Below are 23138 nucleotides of genomic sequence, written 5' to 3'. Positions count from 1 at the left end.
TGCGACGTGACGTCGTTGGCGTCCTGCTACGCCGAACCCGCCGCAGCCGCGTCGAGCAGCCAGAGAGTGCGCTCGGTGCCGTAGGCACCTGACGCGGGAGCCACGGTCACGTCGTCGCCACGCAGGGACGACGCGACGGCGTCAGCCTTCTCCGCGCCGGCTGCGACGACCCAGACCTGCCGCGCCGAGCGGATCGTGGCGTAGGTGAGGGTGACGCGCTCCGACGGCGGCTTGGGCGACCCGTGCACCGGCGCGGTGAAACCGCTCGCGCTCAGCTCGGGGTGCCCCGGGAACAGCGACGCGACGTGGGCGTCGGGCCCCATGCCGAGAAGAAGGACGTCGAACTCGGGGACGGACGAACCGTCGGGGGCATGGGCAGCGAGCTCGTCGGCGTACAGTGCGGCCGACGTCTCCGGGTCCGGGACGGAGCTCGACCGGGCCGGGATCGGGTGGATGTTCTCCGCCGGGACCGGCAGGTCGCGCAGCAGGGCGGCGCGCGCCTGGGTCTCGTTGCGGTCGCCGTCGCCGTCGGCGAGAAACCGCTCGTCCCCCCACCAGAGGTGAACCCCGGTCCAGTCGACCGCCTCGTGGACAGGGTCCTGCGCAACCTCTGCGAGCGTACGGATCCCGACCGTCCCGCCGGTGAGGCAGAGGTCGACACGAGGCGCGGTCGACTGGCGGTCGAGAACAGCCGTCAGGAGGCGGGCCGCGGTGGCCTTGGCGAGGAGGGCAGCATCCGGGTGGACGACGACGGATCGGGTGGACATCAGCCGACCGCCGACAGTCCGTGCGTGAGGACCTCGCCGAAGACGTCGTCCGGGTCGAGGCGCCGGAGCTCCTCGCTCAGGCACTCACGACGTCGGCGCAGGGGGAGGGCGAGGTGCCGGGCAGGCTTCCCCGGCTGCTCGATGGTCGCGTTGCGGCCGTCCGGGCGCTTGATCACGACCGAGCCGGACTCGCGGAACAGCTCGACGTGGCTGATGCCGTGCGAGCCCTCGAGGCGTTCGACCGTGGCGGGGCAGCCCAGTCGCAGGCCGAGCCAGGCGGCGAGAAGGTCGACGGACGGGTGTCCGGGACGTCCCGTCACCGACACCCTGGTGACCGGCTCGTACGGCGGCTCGTCGAGTGCCGAGGCGAGCAGGCCGCGCCAGAGCGTGATCCTGGTCCAGGCCAGGTCGGTGTCGCCGGGCTGATAGTTGGCGCGCAGTCGCTCGAGCGCCGCGAGGGGGTCCGAGCAGCTCACCGCATCGGTGATCCGTCGGTGCGCCATTCGGCCGACCAGGTCCTCGGCGGGGGACTCGGGTACCGTCCCCGACCACCACGCGACGATCGGGGCGTCGGGGAGCAGGAGGGGCATGACGAGCGTGTCCGGGTGCTCTCGCAGCGCACCGCTGGTGCGAAGCACGACGACCTCGCTCGCCCCGGCGTCGCCGCCGACGCGGATCTCGGCATCGAGGCGGGCGTCGGCCTCGGGTGCGCTGTCCACGACGGCGACGATGCGGCACGGGTGCTCGCGGCTCGCCTCGTTCGCGGCGTCCACCGCGCCCTCGAGATCGTGCTCGGAGGTCTGGATGACGAGAGTCAGGACGCGACCGAGCGCGACCGCTCCGCCCTCGTCGCGGAGGTCGACGAGACGCTTGGACACGGCCGTCGTCGTGGTGTCGGGAAGATCGATGATCATGAGAGCTGCTCCTCGAGGTGCCTACGGCGGACGGTCACGGACGGCGCCACACGCGACCGTCGCGTGCGAGCATCTCGTTGGCTGAGTCGGGTCCCCAGGTGCCGGACCGGTACGGGTCGGGCGTGCCGCTCTCGGCCCAGGCCTCGGTGACGGGGTCCAGGATCCGCCACGAGAGCTCGACCTCCTCGTGGCTGGGGAAGAGCGGCGGGTCTCCGAGGAGGACGTCGAGGATGAGGCGTTCGTACGCCTCGGGCGACGACTCGGTGAACGCGTGGCCGTACCCGAAGTCCATCGTGACGTCCCGGATCTCCATGAGCGTGCCCGGAACCTTCGCGCCGAACCGGATGGTGACGCCCTCGTCGGGCTGGACGCGGATGACGAGCGCGTTCTGTCCGAGCTCGGACGACACGGAAGACTCGAACGGCAGGTGCGGGGCGCTCTTGAACACCACGGCGATCTCGGTGACCCGTCGGCCGAGACGCTTGCCGGTGCGGAGGTAGAACGGCACCCCGGCCCAGCGGCGGTTGTCGATGTCGACCCGGATGGCGGCGTAGGTCTCGGTCGCCGAGGACTGGTCGATCCCGTCCTCGTCGAGGTATCCCACGACCTCCGACCCGCCCTGCCAGCCCGCGGCGTACTGGCCACGGGAGGTGTGGAGCGCGAGGTCCTCGGGGAGGCGGACGGCGTTGAGCACCTTGATCTTCTCGGTGCGGAGCTCGTCGGCGTCGAAGGAGACCGGCTCCTCCATCGCGGTCAGGGCGAGCAGCTGCAGCAGGTGGTTCTGGATGACGTCCCGCGCGGCGCCGATGCCGTCGTAGTACCCGGCGCGGCTCCCGATCCCGATGTCCTCGGCCATCGTGATCTGGACGTGGTCGACGTAGTGCGAGTTCCAGATCGGCTCGTAGAGCTGGTTGGCGAAGCGCAGTGCCAGCAGGTTCTGGACCGTCTCCTTGCCGAGGTAGTGGTCGATCCGGAAGACGTCCTCGGGCGCGAAGACCTCCGAGACGACGTCGTTGAGCTCGCGCGCGCTGGCGAGGTCGTGGCCGAACGGCTTCTCGATGACCACCCGGCGCCACGATCCGTCCGACGCACGGGAGAGACCGGACTGCGCGAGCTGGGTGCAGACGACGGGGAAGGCCGACGGCGGGACGGAGAGGTAGAAGGCGTGGTTCCCGCTGGTACCCTGGTCGGCGTCGAGCTGTTCGAGCGTCTCCCTCAGGCGTGTGAACGCGTCGGGGTCGTCGAACTCGCCCTGCACGAACCGGATGCCCGAGGCGAGCTGCTCCCACGTGGACTCGTCGAACGGTGTACGGGCGTGCTCGACCACCGCGTCGCGGACCACCTCCGCGAAGTCCTCGTCCGACCAGGGGCGACGGCCGAACCCTGTCAGCGCGAAGCCCGGCGGCAGGAGACCACGATTGGCGAGGTCGTAGACCGCCGGCATCAGCTTCTTGCGGGCGAGGTCCCCGGTGACGCCGAAGATGACGAGCCCGCACGGGCCGGCGATGCGCGGCAGGCGAAGATCACGGGAGTCGCGCAGAGGGTTCGTGCTGGCGGTGATGGTGGCCGGTGGCACCGGTGGTCTCCGATCAGGTGGGGCGGGCTGGTGCGGGTGCGGACGAAGGCTAGCGGTTGCTCTCGAGCCCCGAGCGACCCGTCTCAAGGAGCTCCGACCAGGAGGTCTCGAACTTCTCGACGCCCTCCGACTCGAGCCGGTCGGTGACGTCGGAGAGCGAGACCCCGACGTCCGAGAGCTCGGCGAGCACGGTCCGTGCGTCACCGTAGAGGGTCGTGACGGTGTCCCCGGACACCTGACCGTGGTCGGCGAAGGCGTCGAGCGTCTTCTCGGGCATCGTATTCACGACACCCCGGGTGACGAGCTGGTCCACGTAGAGCGTGTCGGGGTAGTTCGGGTCCTTGACCCCGGTCGAGGCCCACAGCGGCCGCTGGGGGTTGGCGCCGGTGCCGGCGAGGTCCTGCCAGCGGTCGCTCGCGGAGAACTGCTCGTACGCCGCGAACGCCAGTCGAGCGTTCGCGATCGCCGACCGGCCCTGCAGCTCGATGGCCTCGGGTGTGCCGACGGCCGTCAGGAGCGGGTCGATCGCGGCGTCGACCCGAGAGATGAAGAACGACGCCACGGACGCGACGGGGGAGAGGTTGATCCCGTTCGCCCGCGCCGCCTCGAGACCGGACGCGTAGGCGTCCATCACGGCCACGTACCGCTCGAGGGAGAAGATCAGGGTCACGTTGACGCTGATGCCCTCCGCGGTCACACGCTCGATGGCGTCCAGGCCTTCGACGGTGGCGGGGATCTTGATAAAGATGTTCGGCCTGTCGACCGTCGACCACAGGCGCCGGGCGGTCTCGACGGTCGCGTCGGCGTCGTGGGCGAGCCGGGGGTCGACCTCGATGGACACGCGTCCGTCGATGCCGCCGGTCGCGTCGTACACGGGGCGCAGCACGTCGGCAGCGCTGCGGACGTCGTCCGTGGTGATCTTCTCGACCGCCGTCTCGACGTCGGTGCCCGCGAGGTCGCCCAGCTGGGCGTCGTACGCGTCGCCCTCCGAGAGCGCGCCGGCGAAGATGGTCGGGTTCGTGGTCACGCCGACGACGTTGTGCTCCGCCACGAGGCGGGCGAGACTGCCCGAGCGCAGGCGCTCGCGCGACAGGTCGTCGAGCCAGACGGCGACCCCGGCGTCGCTCAGGGCCTGGGTCCGCGGGTTCTGTGTGGTCGAGTCGTTCTGCGTCATCTCGCGCGCTCCTTCGAATAGGTGTGCCCGGTGGCGAGGTGAACCCACCTCGCCACCGGGCAATCTACGGTCCGTCAGGCGTTGTCGCCCGCGCGGGCGACGGACGTGCGGGCGGCCTCGGCGACCGCCTCGGCGGTGAAGCCGAACTCGCGGAAGAGCGTGGCGGCGTCGGCGGACGCGCCGTAGTGCTCGAGCGAGACGATCTGGCCTGCGTCGCCGACGATCTCACGCCAGCCCTGGGCCACCCCGGCCTCGACCGAGACCCGCGCCCGGACCCCGCCCGGGATCACGGAGTCGCGGTAGTCGGCGTCCTGCTGGTCGAACCACTCGCGGCACGGCATGGAGACGACGCGCGCGTTGACTCCCTCGCCCGCGAGGATCTCGCGTGCCTCGACGGCCAGCTGGACCTCGGAGCCGGTGCCGATCAGCACGACGTCCGGTGTCCCCTCGCTGTCCGCGAGGACGTACCCGCCGCGTGCGACGCCGGAGGCGTCCGCCATGGCCTCGGGGCCACGGTCGAACGTCGGTACTCCCTGGCGGGTCAGGACAAGCCCGGCCGGGTTGTCGGTGTTCTCGAGGATGGTGCGCCACGCCCACGCGGTCTCGTTCGCGTCGGCAGGACGCACGACGTCGAGGCCCGGGATGGCGCGCAGCGCGGCCAGGTGCTCCACGGGCTGGTGCGTGGGGCCGTCCTCGCCCAGACCGATCGAGTCGTGGGTCCAGACGAACGTCGACGGGACGCCCATCAGCGCCGCGAGCCGGACGGCCGCACGCATGTAGTCCGAGAACTGCAGGAACGTCCCGCCGTACGGACGCGTGAGCCCGTGCAGGACGATGCCGTTGAGGATCGAACCCATCGCGTGCTCACGGATGCCGAAGTGCAGCGTGCGCCCGTACTCGTTGCCCGGGAACTTCGCCGTGGCGTGCTCGATCGGGACGAACGACTCGGCCCCGTCCATGGTCGTGTTGTTCGACCCCGCGAGGTCGGCCGAACCGCCCCAGAGCTCGGGGAGGACGTCGGCGAGCGCCGAGAGGATCTTGCCGGAGGCGGCACGCGTGGCGATGCCCTTGCCGGGCTCGAACTCCGGCAGCGCGTCCGTCCAGCCCTCGGGCAGCGTGTGCGAGCGCAGGCGGTCGAGGAGCGCGGCGTTCTCGGGGGAGGCCTCGCGCCAGGCGGCGTACGCCGTGTCCCATGCGTCGCGCTCGTCCTGCTGGCGCTCGGCGACGGCGCGGGTGTAGGCGAGGACGTCGTCCGCGATCGCGAACGAGGCCTCGGGGTCGAGCCCGAGCGCCGTCTTCATGCCGGCGACCTCGTCGGCGCCCATGGCCGAGCCGTGGATCCCGCCGGTGTTCTGCTTGGTCGGTGCCGGGTACCCGATGATCGTGCGCAGGGCGATGATCGAGGGCTTGCCGGTCTCGGACTTCGCGGCGTCCACCGCGGCGGCCAGCCCCTGGACGTCCTCGGAGTAGCCCGTGCCGCCGTTGGTCCAGTCCACGCGCTGGGTGTGCCAGCCGTACGCCTCGTAGCGCGCGAGCACGTCCTCGGTGAACGCGATGTCGGTGTCGTCCTCGATCGAGATCTTGTTGTCGTCCCAGATGACGACCAGGTTGCCCAGCTGCTGGTGACCTGCGATCGACGAGGCCTCGGAGGTGACGCCCTCCTGCAGGTCGCCGTCGGAGGCGATGACGTAGACGTGGTGGTCGAACGGGCTCGTTCCGGCCGCCGCGTGAGGGTCGAGCAGCCCGCGCTCGCGGCGGGAGGCCATGGCCATGCCGACGGCGGACGCGAGACCCTGCCCGAGAGGGCCGGTCGTGATCTCGACGCCGCGCGTGTGCCGGAACTCGGGGTGACCGGGTGTCGCGGAGTTCCAGGTCCGCAGCGCGGCGATGTCGTCCATCTCGAGGCCGTAGCCCGCGAGGAAGAGCTGGAGGTAGATCGTCAGCGACGAGTGCCCGGCCGAGAGGACGAAGCGGTCGCGGCCCACCCAGTCGGGGTCGGCCGGGTCGTGCCGCATGGTCTTCTGGAAGAGCAGGTAGGCCGCAGGGGCCAGGGAGATCGCGGTACCGGGGTGCCCGTTACCCACCTTCTCCACGGCGTCGGCTGCGAGTGCCTTGATGCTTCGCACGGCCTGGTCGTCGAGCGTTGACCAGTCCAGCGGCGTGATTGCCGGGTCGAACGAGTTCACCGAACCTCTTTCCCGTCCGACGCAGTGTGGTCGGACCGTCTGCCTGAGCGGGGGGACGACCGCGTTCGCCCGACCCTTCGGGGCAGGGTGAACCGGCGTCGTCGTCCCCACCACCCTATACGCGCTGGTCCTGGGAGGACCGGTCGCCCGTGGAGTGGACCGTGGTGCGGAGTGCGGACGTATCGGCGTCGACCGGACCACCCGGCCGTGCACGGGCGAGGTGGATCACACGATCCGTCGCCGTCGGAGGGGTGCTTTGCTGTGCATGGGCCGTACGATGGGGGTTCCGACCGCTTCCACCCAGAACGGACCGATCACCGCGTGACGACCACGAGCCAGCCCTCAGGTGAAACCCGCACCTCCGACGGGGCCCGCGATCTGTCGTCCGACTGGGCGGTCGTCCGTCGTCGGATCGGGGCGTACGTCGCACTGACGAAGCCCCGCATCATCGAGCTTCTCCTCGTGACCACGGTCCCGACGATGATCCTCGCCGCGGACGGCTTCCCCGGTTTCGGGCTCGTGCTGATCACGCTGGTCGGCGGGGCGCTCGCGGCCGGCTCGGCGAACGCGTTCAACTGCTACATCGACCGCGACATCGACGGCGTGATGAACCGCACCAAGCGTCGCCCGCTCGTGACCGGCGAGATCACGCCGAGAGCCGGCCTGGTCTTCGCCACCGTGCTCGGCGTGGTCTCCCTGCTCTGGTTCCAGCTCTTCGTCAACTCGGCCGCCGCCTGGCTGACGTTCGCCGCGATCGCGATCTACGTCGTCGGCTACACCATGATCCTCAAGCGCCGCACGTCGCAGAACATCGTGTGGGGCGGGATCGCCGGGTGCATGCCGGTGTTCATCGGCTGGGCCGCGGTGACGGGGGGACTGAGCTGGTCGGCGCTCGCGCTGTTCGGCGTGATCTTCTTCTGGACGCCACCGCACTACTGGCCGCTGTCGGTGAAGTTCAAGCAGGACTACGCGAACGCCGGCGTCCCGATGCTCCCGGTCGTGGCGGACTCCAAGCGTGTCGCTCGGGAGATGCTGGCGCACACCGTGGCGATGATCGCCTGCTCCCTCGCCCTCGTTCCGCTCGCCGGGATGACCTGGGCCTACGCGGTGGTCGCCGCCGGGCTCGGGGCCTGGTTCCTCGGCCTGTGCATCCGCCTGCTGCGACGGGCCAACGACCCGAGCCGGGGCAAGCTGGAGCCGATGAAGGTCTTCCACGCGTCGATCACCTACCTCTCCGCGTTGTTCGCGATGGTGGCGGTCGACGTCTTCCTGCCGTTCTGACCGGTGGGCGCCGACGGCGGGACGGCCTCTGCGCTGGAGCAGGCGCTGTCCACGTATCTCGCGCACCTGCGGGTCGAGCGCGGACTGTCGGCGAACACGCTGGCGGCCTACCGGCGCGACCTCGAGCGGTATCTCGCGCACCTGGTCGCGTCGGGTCGACGCCGTGCCGAGGACGTCACGGCCGAGGATCTCTCGGCCTTCGTGACGAACCTGCGCACGGGCGACGACGGAGGCCGGCCGTTGTCACCGGCGTCGACGGCCCGATCGGTCGCCGCGGTCCGCGGGTTCCACCGTTTCTGTTCCGCGGAGGACGGGACCCCGGACCCCGCCGTGGATCTGCGTGGTCCGAGCCAGGCGCGTCGCCTCCCGAAGGCGATCTCGACGTCGGAGGTCGAGCGGCTTCTCGACGCGTCCTCGATCGGTGACGGCGCGGTGCCCCTGCGCGACCGCGCGTTGCTCGAGCTGCTCTACTCCACGGGGGCCCGGATCTCGGAGGCCGTGAACCTGTCGGTCGACGACGTCGACCTCGAGGTGGGCGCGGTTCGACTGCTCGGCAAGGGCAGCAAGGAGCGCGTCGTCCCGGTGGGTTCCTTCGCCCGGCGCGCCGTGGACGCCTACCTCGTCCGCGCGCGGCCCGAGCTCGCCGCACGTGGACGGGGAACGCCGCGGATCTTCCTGAACACGAGGGGAGCGCCGCTGAGCCGGCAGAGCGCCTGGGCCGTGCTGCGGGTCGCCGCCGAGCGGGCCGGCCTGCCGCACGAGATCTCGCCGCACACGCTGAGGCACTCGTTCGCGACGCACCTCCTGGCGGGCGGCGCCGACGTGCGGGTGGTCCAGGAGCTCCTCGGCCACGCCTCCGTCACGACGACCCAGATCTACACGCTCGTCACGCCGGACACGCTCCGCGAGGTCTATGCGTCGGCGCACCCACGCGCGCACGACTAGCGTCGATCGACGGACGGCGCGCCGTGGTGGTCCAAGCCGGAGACGTCGGTCACACTGCTGGCATGTTCACAGGAGAACAGATGCCGCTTCGCAGCAAGCCCCGGTCCCTCGCCGCCCGGCCGCACGACTACGTCGTCGTGGGGGCTGGATCAGCCGGGTCGGCCCTCGCCGCCCGGCTCACGGCCGATCCGTCCGTCACGGTCTTGCTCCTCGAGGCAGGGCCCCGCGACACGAAGCGGGAGATCGGTGTCCCGGCGGCCTTCTCCAAGCTCTTCCGCTCCGACGTCGACTGGAACTACGACACCGAGCCGCAGGACCGGCTCGGTGGTCGACGCGTGTACTGGCCGCGAGGGCGTGTGCTCGGAGGAAGCTCGTCCATCAACGCGATGATGTGGGTGCGTGGATTCTCGGAGGACTACGACGACTGGGGTGTCGCGGCCGGACGTGGCTGGTCGTGGGAGAGTCTCTCGCCGTACTTCCGCCGGGTGGAGGGGGTCGCGCCCGAGGTGCTGCACGACGACGCGGACCTCGCCGGTCGGCAGGGGCCCGTGCGGATCGAGGCGCAGCGCAGTCCCAGCGCCCACACCGCGGCGTTCCTCCGCGGCGCGGCGGACGCCGGACATCCCGTCGTCGTCGGCAACGCGGCGGATCAACGAGGGTTCAGCCAGACGCAGGTCACCCAGCACCGCGGAGCCCGGTTCAGTGCCGCCGACGCCTACCTGAAGCCTGCCGCGCGCAGGCCCAACCTGACGGTGGTGACCGACGCGCAGGCGACGCGCGTCGTCGTCCAGGACGGCCGCGCCGTCGGCGTCGAGTACGCGCACCGGGGCCGGACCGAGGTGGCACGTGCCCGTCGCGAGGTCGTCCTCTGCGGGGGAGCGGTCAACACGCCACAGCTCCTGCTGCTCTCCGGGATCGGTGACCGCGCCGAGCTGGAGGCGCACGAGATCCCCGTGGTCGCCCACAGCCCGGAGGTCGGGAAGAACCTGCGCGACCACCTTCTGTCGGGAATGGCCGTCGAGGCGACGGAAGGAACCCTCTTCGACGCGGAGACACCCGCTCAGCTGCTGCGGTACCTCGCGCGCCGGCAGGGCATGCTCACCTCCAACGTCGCCGAGGCCTACGGGTTCATCCGCTCGCACGACGGTCTCGCCCTGCCGGACGTCGAGCTGATCTTCGCCCCGGTCGCCTTCGTCAAGGAGGGTCTCGTCGCCCCCGCAGGTCACGCGCTCACGCTCGGGGCGATCCTCCTGAAGCCCGAGAGCGTGGGGACCGTCTCGCTGCGCAGCGCGAACCCGTTCGACAAGCCCGCCATCGACCCGCGGTACCTCAGCGACCCCGACGGGCGCGACCGGGCGGCGCTCCTCGCCGGACTGGCCGAGTGCGAGAGGCTGCTCGCGGCGCCCGCGCTGCGGGAACGGACGACCGGCGTGTACGTGCAGCCCGTCGGCGGCGAGATGCTGACCGCGGCCGAGCGCGCCGAGGCGACACTCGTGGACAACGCCCAGACGCTCTACCACCCGGTGGGTACCGCGCGCATGGGGACCGACGGCACGTCCGTCGTCGACGAGGAGCTCAGGGTCCGCGGCGTGCACGGGCTCCGCGTCGCCGACGCCTCGGTCATGCCCACCATCATCCGCGGGCACACGAACGCCCCGTCGATCGTGATCGGGGAGAAGGCGGCCGACCTGCTCAGAGGAATTCGGCATGCGGAATGATCGACGGCACGCCGACCGCCACCCGTGGCGACCCGAGACTGCCGGTGTAGCGTGACGAGCGTGAGCAGCCCGAGTGAGACCACGACGCCCGCGGTCGACACGCCGACCGTCCCCACCGACGCGGCCGGGCGCGAGATGCCCGACTTCGCGGTCCCGGCACCGCTCGCGAGCCACGGCCCTGCCCGCATCATCGCCATGTGCAACCAGAAGGGCGGCGTCGGCAAGACGACGACGACCATCAACCTCGCGGCGGCGCTCGCGGAGTACGGCCGCAAGGTCCTCATCGTCGACTTCGACCCCCAGGGCGCGGCGTCGGTCGGACTGGGCGTGAACCCGCACGATCTCGACCACACCGTCTACAACCTGCTGATGGAGCGAGGGACGAGTGCCGCCGACGTGCTCGTGCGCACGGGCGTCGAAGGACTCGACCTGATCCCCGCCAACATCGACCTCTCGGCGGCCGAGGTCCAGCTCGTCGGCGAGGTCGCCCGTGAGACCGTCCTGTCCCGGGCGCTGCGCGACGTGGAGAACGACTACGACGTCATCCTCATCGACTGCCAGCCGTCTCTCGGCCTGCTCACGGTCAACGCCCTGACCGCGGCGCACGGCGTCGTCATCCCGCTCGAGTGCGAGTTCTTCGCGCTGCGCGGGGTGGCCCTGCTCGTGGAGACGATCGACAAGGTGCGCGACCGGCTGAACCCGCGTCTGGAGATCGACGGCATCCTCGCGACGATGTACGACGCGCGGACGCTGCACTCGCGCGAGGTCGTCGCCCGGGTCTACGAAGCCTTCGGCGACCGGCTCCTGTACACGATCATCGGGCGGACCGTGAAGTTCCCCGACGCCTCCGTGGCGGCCGAGCCGATCACCGCCTACGCCCCCGACCACCCGGGTGCCGACTCCTACCGTCGGCTCGCGCGCGAGCTCGTCTCGCGCGGCGACGCTGCCTGAGGTGGCGAGCACGACCGCCGTCGAGTCGCCGCCGACCGACGGCGGGTTCGAGGTCCACCTCGACAACTTCGAGGGCCCCTTCGACCTGTTGCTGTCCCTGATCGCCAAGCACCGTCTCGACATCACGGAGATCGCCCTCGCCAGGGTCACCGACGAGTTCATCGCGCACACGCGGGCCGCGGAGTCGACGGGCCGGTGGACGCTCGGCGCCGTCAGCGAGTTCCTCCTCGTGGCGGCGACGCTGCTCGACCTCAAGGCGGCACGCCTCCTGCCCACGGGCGACGTGGAGGACCGGGAGGACCTCGAGCTGCTCGAGGCACGGGACCTGCTGTTCGCCCGGCTCCTGCAGTACCGCGCGTACAAGGTCGTCGCGGGCGACCTCGGCGCGCGCTACGCGGAGGCGAGTCTCCGGTACCCGCGGGTCGTGCCGCTCGAGCCGCACCTGGCGGCGTTGCTGCCCGAGCTGGTGTGGCGCACGGGCCCCGAGCGGCTCGCCGAGATCGCGGCGGCGGCGCTCGCGCCGCCGCCGGAACCTCCGACGGTCGACGTCGCGCACCTGCACGGGTCGGCGGTCTCCGTCCGGGAGCAGGCCGGGCTCGTCGCGGACCGGCTCCGTGAGGCAGGAGCGCTGACGTTCCGGTCGCTCGTCGCCGGCGAGGACACGCCCGTGGTGGTCGCGCGCTTCCTTGCGCTGCTGGAGCTGTTCCGCCAGGGTGCGGTGGGGTTCGACCAGGTCACCCCGCTCGGGGAGCTGACCGTCCGCTGGGCGGCGGACTCGGCCGATGTCGAGGTGACGGACGAGTTCGACACGACGGACGGCGTCGGGCCGGCGACGACGGAGGAGAGATGACGGTGGAGCAGACGGACGACGTGACGGACGACTCGTCGGAGACCCGCACGCCGGTCGTCGAGCGTCCCGGCGGACTCCGCGCGGCGGTCGAGGCGGTCCTCATGGTGGTCGACGAGCCGATCAGCGCGGTGCGTCTCGCCTCGGTCCTGCAGGTGCCCGAGATCGAGGTCGAACGGACCCTGCACGAGCTCGCGGCGCAGTATCGCGGCGAGGAAGGCTCGCGTCCGTCGGGGTTCGAGGTCCGCGCCGCGGGCGGAGGGTGGCGCGTCTACTCCTCGCCGGTGTTCGCCGACGTCGTCGGCGCCTTCGTCGTCGACGGTCAGACGGCCAGGCTCACCCAGGCGGCGCTCGAGACCGTCGCCGTCGTCGCGTACCGACAGCCGGTGACGCGGGGGCAGGTCTCCGCGGTCCGTGGTGTGAACGTGGACGCCGTCATGCGTACCCTGTCTACACGAGGTCTCGTCGCCGAGGTCGGTCAGGATCCAGCGACCGGCGCCGTCCTGTACGGGACGACGAGCTACTTCTTGGAGCGGATGGGCCTTGCGAGCCTCGACGACCTGCCGCCCATCGCCCCGCACCTGCCCGACGTCGACGACCTCGACGGCGTGGACGGCCTGACCGCCGTCCCACGTGCACCACGCGCCCTCGCGGCGTCCGACGACACGAAGGACCTTTGATGAGCCCCCAGCCACCCCGCCGCCCGACCCGCGCCCAGCGCAGCCAGGCGCGGTCGCGCACGCCCCAGCGTGACGTCCACGACCCGGACGGCGTGCGCCTGCAGAAGATCCTCGCAGGAGCGGGCCTCGGATCGCGCCGTGCCTGCGAGCAGCTCATCTCCGACGGTCGTGTCCTCGTCGACGGCGTCCCCGCGATGGAGCTCGGCGTCCGGGTGGACCCCGCGACCGCCGTGATCCACGTCGACGGCATGCGGGTCCAGCTCGACCAGAGCGCCGTGACGATCGCGCTCAACAAGCCGCTCGGTGTCATCTCGACGATGGACGACCCGGAGGGGCGACCCTCGCTGGCGGAGTTCGTCAAGGACCGCACCGAGCGCCTGTACCACGTCGGCCGTCTCGACGCCGAGACCGAGGGCCTCCTCCTGCTGACGAACGACGGCGAGCTGGCCAACCGTCTCGCCCACCCCAAGTACGAGATCGCGAAGACGTATCTTGCCACCGTCCAGGGGCGCGTCAAGGGCGGGCTCGCGAACACGCTGCAGCACGGCGTCGAGCTCGAGGACGGCGTCGTCAAGGTCGACGCGTACAAGGTCGTCGACACGACGCCGCAGCAGAGCCTGGTCGAGGTCGTCATCCACGAGGGGCGCAACCGCGTCGTGCGTCGGATGTTCGACGAGGTCGGCCACCCCGTCACCTCCCTGGTGCGCACCCGGGTCGGTCCCGTGCGCCTGGGCAACCTTCGTCCGGGGGCGACGCGCGTGCTCGGCAAGACGGAGCTCGGCACGCTGATGTCCGAGGTCGGGCTGTGAGCGCCGCCGCATGAGCGTGCGCGCGATCCGCGGCGCGGTCCAGCTCGACGTCGACGACCGCGAGCACATGGCCGCACGGACCACCGAGCTCGTCGACGAGGTCCTGCGTGCCAACGACCTCGGGGTCGAGGACCTGATCTCGGTGTTCTTCACGGCGACGCCGGACCTGGTCTCCGACTTCCCGGCGGCGGCGGCACGCGCTGCCGGGCTGGGGGACGTCCCGCTGATGTGTGCGGTCGAGATCGCCGTCCCCGGCTCGTTGCCGCGCGTCGTCCGTCTTCTTGCGCACGTGGAGACCGACGTGCCGCGGGCCGACGTCCGTCACGTGTACCTGCGCGGAGCCGCGGTGCTGCGTCGCGACCTCGCGCAGTAGTCTTCCTCTCGAACATCCACCGCCTGTCACCGACCTGGAGTCACCGTGCCCGAAACGCCCACCCGTCCCCTCGTCGTCGCCGTCGACGGTCCCTCCGGATCGGGCAAGTCCAGCGTCTCGCGTGCCGTGGCGTCCCGGCTCGGGCTCGCCTACCTCGACACGGGCGCGATGTACCGTGCCGCCACGTGGTGGTGCCTCGACCAGGGCGTCGCTCTCGTGGACGGTGACGCCGTGGCCGCAGCCGTCCGTGCGATGCCGCTCGTGATGGGCGTCGACCCGAAGGCGCCTGGCGTGCACGTCGGGGGGACCGACGTCGCCGAGCCGATCCGCACCACGGAGATCTCCGCCGCGGTCTCCGCCGTCGCGACGAACCTCGAGGTCCGCGACGAGCTGCGCCGGCTGCAGCGTGCGGCGATCGACGCGGAGCGGTCCGACGGCGGGTTCTCGGGCGGTCGCGGCATCGTCGCCGAGGGGCGGGACATCACCACCGTCGTCGCGCCCGGCGCGGACGCACGCCTCCTGCTGACCGCCTCCGAGGAGGCGCGGCTCGCCCGCCGCGCGCTCGAGATCCACGGACAGGCCGGTGTCGCCCAGGTCGAGGCCACGCGCGACCAGGTGCTGCGCCGCGACTCCGACGACGCCACCGTCTCCTCGTTCCACGTCGCCGCCGACGGCGTCGCGACCGTCGACTCCTCGGCGCTCAGCTTCGAGCAGACCGTCGACGCCGTGCTCGCCGTCATCGAGCAGGTCACCGCAGACAGGTGAGCGCACCCGCACCGTCCGGGCCCGCATGGTCCCGGTGGGTCGGGCGCGCGCTGGCCCACGGGCTGTGGAACACCCGGATCGACGGGCGCTCCCACGTCCCCGCCCACGGACCCGTCATCGTCGCGGCCAACCACACCGGGATCGTCGACGGTCCGCTTCTGCTCGGCACCGCCCCCCGGCCCCTGCACATCCTGGTCAAGCAGGAGATGTTCCACGGCCCCGTCGGTGTCGTCCTGCGCGCCGCGGGCCAGATCCCCGTCGACCGTGAGTCCGGCCGCGCCGCCCTGCACAGCGCGCGGGAGGTGCTGGAGCGCGGGGACGCGGTCGGCATCTTCCCCGAGGGCAACCGCGGCAGCGGCACCGTCGAGTCGGGCCGCGCCGGCGTGGCGTGGCTCGCACTGCACACCGGCGCGCCGGTCGTGCCGTGCGCCGTGCTCGGCACACGACGCACCGGCGAGGGTCCCGGTCACGTCCCCGGCCCGCGTCGTCGCCTCCTCGTCTCGTTCGGCGCGCCGACGACCGTCGAACGCGCGCCCGGGACGAGCGGGCGCGCGGCCCTGCACGACGCCAACGAACAGCTCCGGCGGGCGCTCGCGGAGCACGTGCGGGCCACGGTGTCCTCGAGCGGGACGGCGCTGCCGGAAGACCGGTAGGAGCGCCGTCGGACACATCTGACCACAAGTGTCGTGCGCACCCGTCGAAGCCTGGGAGAATGAGGGCATGACCAACCCCGACGACTCCGTCTCGCCTGCCCCCGAGAGCCCGATCGACGACGCCCCCGAGGGCGTCGACGCCTTCGAGCCCGACGTGGACGACGCCTCCCGTGAGCGTGCCCTGCGCGCCGGGCTCGAGGAGTACGAGCTCGCCGAGGAGGACCTGGCGCTGCTCGACTCCGACGGTGAGGACTTCGACGACGCGCCCGAGCAGGGCGCGCTGCCGGTCCTGGCGATCGTCGGACGCCCGAACGTCGGCAAGTCCACGCTCGTCAACCGAATCCTCGGACGCCGCGAGGCGGTCACCGAGGACAAGCCGGGTGTCACGCGCGACCGCGTGAGCTACCCGGGCGAGTGGGCCGGGCGCAACTTCACCCTCGTCGACACCGGCGGGTGGGAGGTCGACGTCGCGGGGATCGACGCGCGCGTCGCCGAGCAGGCCGAGGTGGCGATCTCGCTGTCGGACGCTGTCGTCTTCGTGGTCGACGCGACCGTCGGCATCACCGACACCGACGAGCGGGTCATGCGACTGCTGCGTCGTGCCGGCAAGCCCGTGGTGCTGTGCGCCAACAAGGTCGACGGTGCCTCCGGCGAGGCCGACGCCCTCGTGCTGTGGAACCTCGGCCTAGGAGAGCCGTACCCGGTCTCCTCCCTGCACGGACGCGGCGTCGGCGACCTGCTCGACGCCGCGATGAAGGTGCTCCCCGAGGTCTCCGAGCATGGCGCGCTGCGCCCGGACGGCCCGCGCCGCGTGGCCCTCGTCGGGCGCCCGAACGTCGGCAAGTCGTCGCTGCTCAACAAGCTGGCGGGCTCCGAGCGCGTCGTGGTCGACGAGATGGCCGGCACGACGCGCGACCCGGTCGACGAGCTGATCGTGCTCGGCGACCAGCCGTGGTGGTTCGTCGATACCGCGGGAATCCGCCGTCGCGTGCACCAGACGCGTGGCGCCGACTTCTACGCCTCCCTGCGCACCCGTGCCGCGATCGAGAAGGCGGAGGTCGCCGTCGTGCTCCTCGACGCCGGAGAGCAGCTCACCGAGCAGGACACGCGCGTCATCTCCCAGGTCGTCGACGCAGGCCGTGCGCTGGTCATCGCCTACAACAAGTGGGACCTGATGGACGAGGACCGCCGCAAGTTCCTCGAGCGCGAGTTCGAGCGTGACCTCGTCCAGGTCCAGTGGGCGCCGCGGATCAACGTCTCCGCGCTGACCGGGTGGCACACCTCGCGCCTGGTGCCGGCGCTCGAGCGTGCGTTGAACTCCTGGGACCAGCGGATCCCGACGGGCCGGCTCAACGCCTTCCTCGGCGAGCTCGTCGCCGCACACCCGCACCCGCTGCGCGGGGGCAAGCAGTCGCGGATCCTCTTCGCGACGCAGGCGTCGACACGTCCGCCGCGGTTCGTCCTGTTCGCCACGGGATTCATCGAGGCCGGCTACCGCCGCTTCGTCGAGCGCCGCCTCCGCGAGGAGTTCGGCTTCGAGGGTTCGCCCATCGAGATCTCCGTTCGCGTGCGCGAGAAGCGTCGGCGGTGACGACCGTCTCGGCGCCGGTGTGCTTCCCGGGGTCGAGAATGGGGTAGTATTTCCGTTGGCCCTGCGGGGCCAGGGGCTCGTCTCGACGGGTCCCTCGGGCTGTGGCGCAGCTTGGTAGCGCACTTGACTGGGGGTCAAGGGGTCGCAGGTTCAAATCCTGTCAGCCCGACGGTGAAGGTCCTGGAAACTCACGGGTTTCCAGGACTTTCTTGTCGGTGGAATCATGACCCAGCCATCGAATTGTCATCTTTGTGACGACTGGCATCGCCCTGCTGACCTGAACGTATGACTTCATGGCTGACAGCAGGCGGCGCACCACGAGCCCTCCCGGTGGGGCTCACTCCGGCGGACGTGGCACGGATCGACACTGCGATCGAGGCGCATCACGCGCCCGCGACACGTCGACCACCTACGCCTCGGCGTGGCGTGGATTCGAGCGCTACTGCGCCGAGCGCGAATACACTCCACGCCCGGCCGCCCCCGAGGTCGTCTGCGCGTACATCACCTCGCAGGCTGAGCGCGGTATGACCAGCGGCATGGTCACCTGCACCCTCGCCGTCATCGCCCACCGTCACGGAGTCGCGGGCGTGGACGACCCCACCGACTGCGAACTGGTCAGACGGGTCCGTCGGGGATTGCGCCGCATTCTCGGTGACGCACCCCGCCGACGGGCACGCCCCCTGCTGGTCGAGGAATGCCACCGCGACCTGGCCACGCTAGTGAATTCATACATCCGACCCATCACGCAGATGCAGACGACCTCGAGCCGACACCTCGGCATGTGAGCGCTACCGACTGCTCGACGATGGAGACGCCGGATGCCTGGTGTAACGAAACGCTTACTGCTAACGTGATCTGTGTACATATCGTTACTACGCGGGAGGGCGGCATTCATGGCTCCAGCCTCAGGCGCGGCGCGCGCCCGAACGCATCGTGCCCTCCAGCGTGGGCAGCTGCGCCGGATCGCGCGCGGCATCTACCTGCCGGCCCATGTCTCAGCGGGCGATTGGGATCAGATCGAAGCAGTCACCCGCAGACCGGAGGCGACCATCTGCCTCATCTCCGCGCTGGCGCACCATGACCTCATCGACGACATCCCCTCTCAGATCGATATCGCGATCCACCGGGGCGCCCGGATCCCCGCCAGCGACGGCGCGATCGCGTGGCACACCTTCGGCCGGGACGCCTTCGATCTGGGCCGCACGGAGATCGAGATCCCCGGCACCGACCTGACGATCGGCCTGTACTCGCCCGAGCGGTCCATCGCCGACGCCTTCCGCCTGCGCGGCCAGACTGGCTACGAGACGGCACGCGACGCCCTCAAGGAGTGGCTGCGTCGCGGAGGCAAGCCGGCCGTGCTCCTGCCGTACGCGACCGCGCTGCCCCGCGCGAAGAAGCCGCTGCTCGACGCGCTGGAGCTGCTCGCGTGAGCGGCGACCAGACCTACGACCGCTTCCAAGCGGCCGCCCGCAGTGCCGGCGCCGCAACCGGGAAGCGGCCGCCCACCGCGGAGTACGTCACGCGCCACGTCCTCGAGTCGTTCCTGCATCGGCTCACCCTCACCGAGCACGCCGACGAGTTCGTCCTCAAGGGCGGAATCCTCCTGGCCGTCTACAGCGCACGTCGTCCCACCAAGGACGTCGACATGAACGCCGTGAGCAGTGACGTCACCGCGGAAGGCCTGGCCGTGTGTTCGCGGCGATCGCAGCAGTCGAGTCCGACGACGGTGTCGAGTTCGACCTGACCGCGCTCCGGGTCCAGGAGATCAGGGAGTCGGCGACTATCCCGGACTGCGGCTGAGGGTTGATGCCACCGTCGGGCGTGCCCGCACGGTGATGGCGCTGGACGTGTCGATGGGTGATCCGATCGTGCCCGCACCGCGCAAGATCGCTGTGCCACGTGTCATCGGTGAGCCGATCGAGATGCTCGGCTACGCCAAGGAGACCGCGATCGCGGAAAAGGGTGTCACCATCCTCGAGCGCGGCATCACCAGCACCCGCTGGCGTGACTACGTGGACATCGTCCAACTCTGTGAGGGCGGGTACGACGCCGAAGAGCTCCTGCGCTCGGCGCGAGCCGTCGCCCGTTGTCGGCAGGTCACCTTGGAGCCAGTGTCGCCACACTTGCAAGGCTATCGGGCGATGGCGCAGGCCAAGTGGACTGCGTGGAGACGCAAACAACAACTCGAGGAGAACTGTGAGGCCAATCTGGACAAGCAGGTCGCGCGAGTAGCTGCGATCCTCGACCCGGTCTTCGCGCACGGGCCCGAACACCGGTAGGGCCCCTTCACCTGTCGAGCGACAACATGGCTCACGGGCGGTGTGCGAACCCTTGCTGATGCCGGGGTTGGCGCTACCTCGACTATGCCCGCTTAGTGCACTATTCTGCACTCCATGGATGTGGGTGCAGAGTCGTTGGCGCGTGCGATTGGAGCGCGTGTGAAGCAGCAACGCAAGGAGCGCGGCTGGACCCTCGATCAGCTTGCCGCACTTGCTGGCGTGAGCCGACGCATGGTCGTCAATGTCGAGCAGGGCGCCGTGAACCCGAGCGTGGGAACGCTTCTGCGGCTCTCGGACGCGCTCGGGGTGGGACTTCCCGCGTTGGTGGAACCTCCGACACCGCGCGCCGCGAAGCTCACCCCGTCCGGTCGAGGGGCTGTGCTGTGGACTGGCGACGGCGGTGGTCGAGGTGTGCTCGTCGCTGGTACCGAGCCGCCGGATGTGGTCGAGTTGTGGGATTGGACGCTCGCACCCGGTGACCGCCACGACAGCGAGGCGCACAGCGACGGTACCCGGGAGCTCCTTCACGTCCAGGAGGGTGCGCTGGTGCTCGAGGTCGACGGTGAACGCTACGAGCTCGCGTCCGGCGATGCCCTGTCCTTCTACGGCGATGCCCCCCACGCGTATGTCAACACGACCGCTTCCCCTGCCCGCTTCTCGCTGGCCGTGTTTGAGCCAGACGTGGGCACCGCGCACCGAATGGTGACCCCCGATGCCTGAGTCCACCGCGGCTGAGGCCTTCCTCAATGCCTGCACCGTCGAAGTTGACGTGTTCGCACTGCGCCCGGACTACCGTGCCCTGCTGCTCGTGGCGGATGGTCTTGCGCCGGCCGCGTGGGGTGAAGGCGATGACGTTGTCGACGGCCTCATAGCTGGGGCCGAAGCCCACGCCCGGGATCTTCTCGCGGAATCGCCCGCAGAAGAGTTGCCCGGCATTGCCTCGTGGCGCGACGCCTACCGCGCATTCGGCGCGAAGCCACAGCGGACACGCAACAGCCTCGAGGCGCTCACCCGACGCGCCGTCAACGGGCTGCCCCGAGTGAACGCGCTCACCGACATCTACAACTCGATCTCGGTTCTGCACCAGATCCCCCTCGGCGGAGAGGACCTCGATCGATACGACGGCCCCGCGCGGCTGATCCGTGCCATCGGAGACGAAGTCTTCGGCACGTCCGCGAACGGCGAAGCCGCTATCGAGCACCCCGAGCCCGGCGAGGTTGTCTGGTGCGACGCTGCCGGAGTGACCTGCCGCAGGTGGAACTGGCGACAAGGCCACCGCACCGCATTGACCGATACAACCTGCAACGCGCTGTTCATCCTCGACGCACTCGCCCCCGTCGCCGACGACGAGTTGCACGCCGCCGGTGACGCCCTGGAGGAAGCGCTGACGAGCCTGGGCGAGAATGTCCAGGTGTCGAGACGCCTGGTGACCCCGTGAACCGGCCGGTCCTAGCGAGCAGGGTGCCGCCATGGTCGATGGCCGTCACGGCGATGCTCGCCGTGCAACTGTCGAACGCGCTCTCGGTGCCCGTGATCGAACACGTCGGCGCCGCCGGCGCCGCGTGGCTGCGCATGTGCTTCGGCGCCGCAATCCTGTGGCTCATCGCCCGCCCGAGAATCCGATCGCTACACCGCAAAGACGTTCCCGCGCTGGTGCTGCTCGGCGTGGTGACGGGGTTCATGACCACGTTCTTCCTCGCCGCCGTCGAACGCATCCCGCTGGGTACCGCCGTCGCGATCGAGTTCCTCGGCCCGCTCGCGGTCGCCGCGATCATGAGCAAGCAGCGAAAGGCCCTCATCTGGCCGCTGCTTGCCCTCGCCGGCGTCGTGCTCCTCACGGAGCCGTGGCAAGGCACGATCGACCTCATTGGCGTCGGGTTCGCCCTCGCCGCCGGTACCTGCTGGGGCCTGTACAACGTGTTCACCCAGCACGTCGGCGACCGCCACTCCGGCATCTCCGGTCTGTCACTCACTATCCCCGTCGCAGCCGTCGCGACCCTGCCCCTCGGGCTACCGCAAGTCATCAACGGCGAGTTCACCTGGTGGGTACTCGCGGCCGCGGCAGGGATCGCGCTCATCACGCCAGTGATCGCGTTCGGCCTCGAGATGCTCGCGCTACGCCGTATGACCCACACCGCATTTGGCACCCTGCTCTCGATCGAGCCCGCGTTCGGAATCCTCATCGGCCTGCTCGTACTCGCCCAGACCCCCACCGCCGTTCAACTGTGCGGGATCACGTTGGTCGTCATCGCCGGTGCTGCCGCGCAACGCGGAGGCCAACGCCAAGCCGACCATCCACCTCACGCCGACGTTCCTATCTCGATCGCGAAGGGTTCCGCATGACAGCCACCCCGAAGTGCAGTTCGACGTTCATCTTCGAGACCGGCGTGCTGACGGACTAGTTCCACCGGCTCAATGCCGAGATCGCGGCCAGAGCACGTCGGATCCCAGGGCTTCTCGGTGAGGAAGCCTGGCACAACGACCACACTGGGCTGCACGCCGAGGTCTACTACTGGACCGACATGGACACCCTCAAACAAATCATGCGCAGGGACACCCATCGCCTTGCGAAGAGTCGCAACGGCGAATGGCTGGGGGAGTACCGGGTCGTGATCGCCGAGGTGCAGACCGTTTACGGCAACCCGGTCCTTGGTCTTGAACGCCGCCCTGACGGTGCGCGGTCATGATCAACGACATCGTCCGGGTCCTGTCTGCGTTCCCCCTCACCCCGTTCCACGACGATCAGGTCGATCAAGGAGCATTCGCGAGGCTCATCGAGCGGCTCGTCTCGTCGGGCGTGGACTCGATCACCGAACTCGGATCGACCGGATCCTACGCTTACCTCGACGCGGACGAGCGGGTCCGCGTCGCCCAGCTCGCTGTGCATCACTCCGGGCCGACGCCCGTCGTCATCGGCGTCGGAGACCTGCGCACTTCGCATGTGCTCGCGCACGTCGAGTCAGCGGGGCAGGCAGGGGCAGCAGGACTCCTGCTCGCTCCGGTGACCTGCCAGGCCCTCACAGCCGACGGCATCGCACAGCTGCCCGGGATCGCGTCGATCAAGATCCCCGGAGTGCCCACCGACCCGAGCGAGGCCGCCGAGCACGTCGCAGCTATCCGTGCGGCCATACCTGAGCACGTCACGATCGGAGTCTCAGGAGACGCATTCGGTGCGACGTGTCTCAGCGCAGGATGCGACGCCTGGTACTCCGTCATCGCAGGCACACTCCCCGGACCCGCGATCGCCATCACCCGTGCCGCGCGAGCAGGGCGCGCCACCGCAGCGACGGAAGAGTCCGAGTGGCTGACACCTTTGTGGACGCTCTTCGCCGAGTTCGGAAGCCTGCGCGTCACTGCCGCGATCGCCGAGCACCTCGGACTCGTCCGGTCGCGGAGCTTGCCGCTGCCGATCCAAGCGCTCGCAAATGATGAGCGCGACCGCGCCGCGCGAGTCGTCTTACATCTCGGCCTCGCCTGACCACACGTCAGGACCAATCTGGTCGAACAGGTGCTGAGACTCCTGCGTCGCCCTGCGAGCTGGGTGCTCCCGTGGAGAGCGGCAGGAGCCGGGTTGGGTGCAAGCGCGGGCTACTGGATCTCCTGTGCACTCCGTGCCGTCCGCGCCCTGC

24 protein-coding genes and 1 tRNA gene are annotated in these 23138 nt (G+C 70.4%); 20 read left to right on the top strand and 5 right to left on the bottom strand.

Annotated elements, in window-relative coordinates; translation table 11 throughout:
• Window positions 1-26 precede the first annotated feature (26 nt).
• The 5 genes from pgl to tkt all read right to left on the bottom strand — a co-directional run bounded on the left by pgl (window position 27) and on the right by tkt (window position 6617).
• Window positions 27-767: a 6-phosphogluconolactonase gene (gene pgl / locus BLU20_RS08810; protein ID WP_083372295.1), complete on the bottom strand. Its 741-nt coding sequence runs from the start codon at window positions 765-767 to the stop codon at window positions 27-29.
• A complete protein-coding gene (gene opcA, locus BLU20_RS08805; protein ID WP_029253361.1) occupies window positions 767-1681 on the bottom strand; it encodes a glucose-6-phosphate dehydrogenase assembly protein OpcA in 915 nt (304 codons plus the stop codon). Before opcA ends, pgl begins: the two co-directional genes overlap by 1 nt.
• 34 nt (window positions 1682-1715) lie before the next feature.
• Window positions 1716-3257 carry a glucose-6-phosphate dehydrogenase gene (gene zwf, locus BLU20_RS08800; RefSeq protein ID WP_029253362.1) on the bottom strand — a complete coding sequence of 514 codons (1542 nt, stop codon included), beginning with the start codon at window positions 3255-3257 and terminating at the stop codon, window positions 1716-1718.
• A 49-nt stretch (window positions 3258-3306) separates the two neighbouring features.
• Window positions 3307-4431 carry a transaldolase gene (gene tal / locus BLU20_RS08795; RefSeq protein ID WP_083372293.1) on the bottom strand — a complete coding sequence of 375 codons (1125 nt, stop codon included), beginning with the start codon at window positions 4429-4431 and terminating at the stop codon, window positions 3307-3309.
• A 74-nt stretch (window positions 4432-4505) separates the two neighbouring features.
• A complete protein-coding gene (gene tkt / locus BLU20_RS08790; RefSeq protein ID WP_083372292.1) occupies window positions 4506-6617 on the bottom strand; it encodes a transketolase in 2112 nt (703 codons plus the stop codon).
• A gap of 378 nt (window positions 6618-6995) precedes the next feature.
• Between tkt and BLU20_RS08785 the strand changes: the two genes are divergently transcribed.
• The 20 genes from BLU20_RS08785 to BLU20_RS08690 all read left to right on the top strand — a co-directional run bounded on the left by BLU20_RS08785 (window position 6996) and on the right by BLU20_RS08690 (window position 22987).
• Window positions 6996-7898: a heme o synthase gene (locus tag BLU20_RS08785; RefSeq protein ID WP_231959365.1), complete on the top strand. Its 903-nt coding sequence runs from the start codon at window positions 6996-6998 to the stop codon at window positions 7896-7898.
• Between the two features lie 3 nt (window positions 7899-7901).
• Window positions 7902-8843: a site-specific tyrosine recombinase XerD gene (gene xerD, locus BLU20_RS08780; protein WP_083372290.1), complete on the top strand. Its 942-nt coding sequence runs from the start codon at window positions 7902-7904 to the stop codon at window positions 8841-8843.
• Between the two features lie 62 nt (window positions 8844-8905).
• Entirely contained in the window at window positions 8906-10561 is a 1656-nt protein-coding gene (locus BLU20_RS08775; protein ID WP_231959169.1) for a GMC family oxidoreductase, read from the top strand.
• A 135-nt stretch (window positions 10562-10696) separates the two neighbouring features.
• Window positions 10697-11512: a ParA family protein gene (locus BLU20_RS08770; RefSeq protein ID WP_081829769.1), complete on the top strand. Its 816-nt coding sequence runs from the start codon at window positions 10697-10699 to the stop codon at window positions 11510-11512.
• Between the two features lies 1 nt (window position 11513).
• Complete coding sequence (locus BLU20_RS08765) at window positions 11514-12362, top strand: segregation and condensation protein A (RefSeq protein WP_231959168.1); 849 nt, start codon at window positions 11514-11516, stop codon at window positions 12360-12362.
• A complete protein-coding gene (gene scpB / locus BLU20_RS08760; protein WP_083372287.1) occupies window positions 12359-13039 on the top strand; it encodes an SMC-Scp complex subunit ScpB in 681 nt (226 codons plus the stop codon). Before BLU20_RS08765 ends, scpB begins: the two co-directional genes overlap by 4 nt.
• Window positions 13039-13848, top strand: a complete 810-nt coding sequence (locus BLU20_RS08755) for a pseudouridine synthase (protein WP_081829754.1) — start codon at window positions 13039-13041, stop codon at window positions 13846-13848. The genes scpB and BLU20_RS08755 overlap by 1 nt, the downstream gene beginning before the upstream one ends.
• 10 nt (window positions 13849-13858) lie before the next feature.
• Window positions 13859-14221, top strand: a complete 363-nt coding sequence (gene aroH, locus BLU20_RS08750; protein WP_083372286.1) for a chorismate mutase — start codon at window positions 13859-13861, stop codon at window positions 14219-14221.
• 45 nt (window positions 14222-14266) lie between these two features.
• Window positions 14267-14986 (top strand): (d)CMP kinase, encoded by a 720-nt coding sequence (gene cmk / locus BLU20_RS08745; RefSeq protein ID WP_083372285.1) that lies wholly within the window; start codon window positions 14267-14269, stop codon window positions 14984-14986.
• Window positions 14983-15639, top strand: coding sequence for a lysophospholipid acyltransferase family protein (locus BLU20_RS08740; protein ID WP_083372284.1), 657 nt, complete (start codon window positions 14983-14985; stop codon window positions 15637-15639). Before cmk ends, BLU20_RS08740 begins: the two co-directional genes overlap by 4 nt.
• A gap of 67 nt (window positions 15640-15706) precedes the next feature.
• Window positions 15707-17230 (top strand): ribosome biogenesis GTPase Der, encoded by a 1524-nt coding sequence (der, locus tag BLU20_RS08735; protein WP_083372283.1) that lies wholly within the window; start codon window positions 15707-15709, stop codon window positions 17228-17230.
• 95 nt (window positions 17231-17325) lie between these two features.
• A tRNA-Pro gene (locus BLU20_RS08730) sits at window positions 17326-17399 on the top strand.
• Window positions 17400-18123: 724 nt separating this feature from the next.
• Entirely contained in the window at window positions 18124-18660 is a 537-nt protein-coding gene (locus tag BLU20_RS08720) for a type IV toxin-antitoxin system AbiEi family antitoxin domain-containing protein (RefSeq protein WP_083372281.1), read from the top strand.
• A complete protein-coding gene (locus BLU20_RS14185) occupies window positions 18657-18974 on the top strand; it encodes a nucleotidyl transferase AbiEii/AbiGii toxin family protein (protein WP_157270413.1) in 318 nt (105 codons plus the stop codon). The genes BLU20_RS08720 and BLU20_RS14185 overlap by 4 nt, the downstream gene beginning before the upstream one ends.
• A complete protein-coding gene (locus BLU20_RS08715; protein WP_231959167.1) occupies window positions 18892-19509 on the top strand; it encodes a nucleotidyl transferase AbiEii/AbiGii toxin family protein in 618 nt (205 codons plus the stop codon). The genes BLU20_RS14185 and BLU20_RS08715 overlap by 83 nt, the downstream gene beginning before the upstream one ends.
• Window positions 19510-19668: 159 nt before the next feature.
• A complete protein-coding gene (locus BLU20_RS08710; protein WP_331713051.1) occupies window positions 19669-20229 on the top strand; it encodes a helix-turn-helix domain-containing protein in 561 nt (186 codons plus the stop codon).
• Window positions 20222-20947, top strand: coding sequence for a B3/B4 domain-containing protein (locus tag BLU20_RS08705; RefSeq protein WP_083372279.1), 726 nt, complete (start codon window positions 20222-20224; stop codon window positions 20945-20947). The genes BLU20_RS08710 and BLU20_RS08705 overlap by 8 nt, the downstream gene beginning before the upstream one ends.
• A 38-nt stretch (window positions 20948-20985) precedes the next feature.
• Complete coding sequence (locus tag BLU20_RS08700) at window positions 20986-21852, top strand: EamA family transporter (RefSeq protein ID WP_083372278.1); 867 nt, start codon at window positions 20986-20988, stop codon at window positions 21850-21852.
• A 179-nt stretch (window positions 21853-22031) separates the two neighbouring features.
• On the top strand, window positions 22032-22196 hold the full coding sequence (locus tag BLU20_RS14180) for a hypothetical protein (protein WP_231959166.1): 165 nt from the start codon (window positions 22032-22034) through the stop codon (window positions 22194-22196).
• Entirely contained in the window at window positions 22193-22987 is a 795-nt protein-coding gene (locus BLU20_RS08690) for a dihydrodipicolinate synthase family protein (RefSeq protein ID WP_083372277.1), read from the top strand. The genes BLU20_RS14180 and BLU20_RS08690 overlap by 4 nt, the downstream gene beginning before the upstream one ends.
• Window positions 22988-23138: the final 151 nt, after the last annotated feature.

It is taken from the genome of Paraoerskovia marina, assembly GCF_900105445.1.
Taxonomy (GTDB): domain Bacteria; phylum Actinomycetota; class Actinomycetes; order Actinomycetales; family Cellulomonadaceae; genus Paraoerskovia; species Paraoerskovia marina.
The sequence above is the reverse complement of the archived record's forward strand: the minus strand, read 5'-3'. Positions and strand labels throughout refer to the sequence as shown.

Bases quoted from the DNA above. Each gene is read 5' to 3' on its own strand.
- pgl (WP_083372295.1), bottom strand. From the start codon at position 767: ATGTCCACCCGATCCGTCGTCGTCCACCCGGATGCTGCCCTCCTCGCC.
- opcA (WP_029253361.1), bottom strand. From the start codon at position 1,681: ATGATCATCGATCTTCCCGACACCACGACGACGGCCGTGTCCAAGCGT.
- tal (WP_083372293.1), bottom strand. From the start codon at position 4,431: ATGACGCAGAACGACTCGACCACACAGAACCCGCGGACCCAGGCCCTG.
- BLU20_RS08775 (WP_231959169.1), top strand. From the start codon at position 8,906: ATGTTCACAGGAGAACAGATGCCGCTTCGCAGCAAGCCCCGGTCCCTC.
- BLU20_RS08770 (WP_081829769.1), top strand. From the start codon at position 10,697: ATGCCCGACTTCGCGGTCCCGGCACCGCTCGCGAGCCACGGCCCTGCC.
- scpB (WP_083372287.1), top strand. From the start codon at position 12,359: ATGACGGTGGAGCAGACGGACGACGTGACGGACGACTCGTCGGAGACC.
- BLU20_RS08755 (WP_081829754.1), top strand. From the start codon at position 13,039: ATGAGCCCCCAGCCACCCCGCCGCCCGACCCGCGCCCAGCGCAGCCAG.
- aroH (WP_083372286.1), top strand. From the start codon at position 13,859: ATGAGCGTGCGCGCGATCCGCGGCGCGGTCCAGCTCGACGTCGACGAC.
- der (WP_083372283.1), top strand. From the start codon at position 15,707: ATGACCAACCCCGACGACTCCGTCTCGCCTGCCCCCGAGAGCCCGATC.
- BLU20_RS08720 (WP_083372281.1), top strand. From the start codon at position 18,124: ATGGCTCCAGCCTCAGGCGCGGCGCGCGCCCGAACGCATCGTGCCCTC.
- BLU20_RS08705 (WP_083372279.1), top strand. From the start codon at position 20,222: ATGCCTGAGTCCACCGCGGCTGAGGCCTTCCTCAATGCCTGCACCGTC.
- BLU20_RS08700 (WP_083372278.1), top strand. From the start codon at position 20,986: ATGGCCGTCACGGCGATGCTCGCCGTGCAACTGTCGAACGCGCTCTCG.
- BLU20_RS14180 (WP_231959166.1), top strand. From the start codon at position 22,032: ATGGACACCCTCAAACAAATCATGCGCAGGGACACCCATCGCCTTGCG.
- BLU20_RS08690 (WP_083372277.1), top strand. From the start codon at position 22,193: ATGATCAACGACATCGTCCGGGTCCTGTCTGCGTTCCCCCTCACCCCG.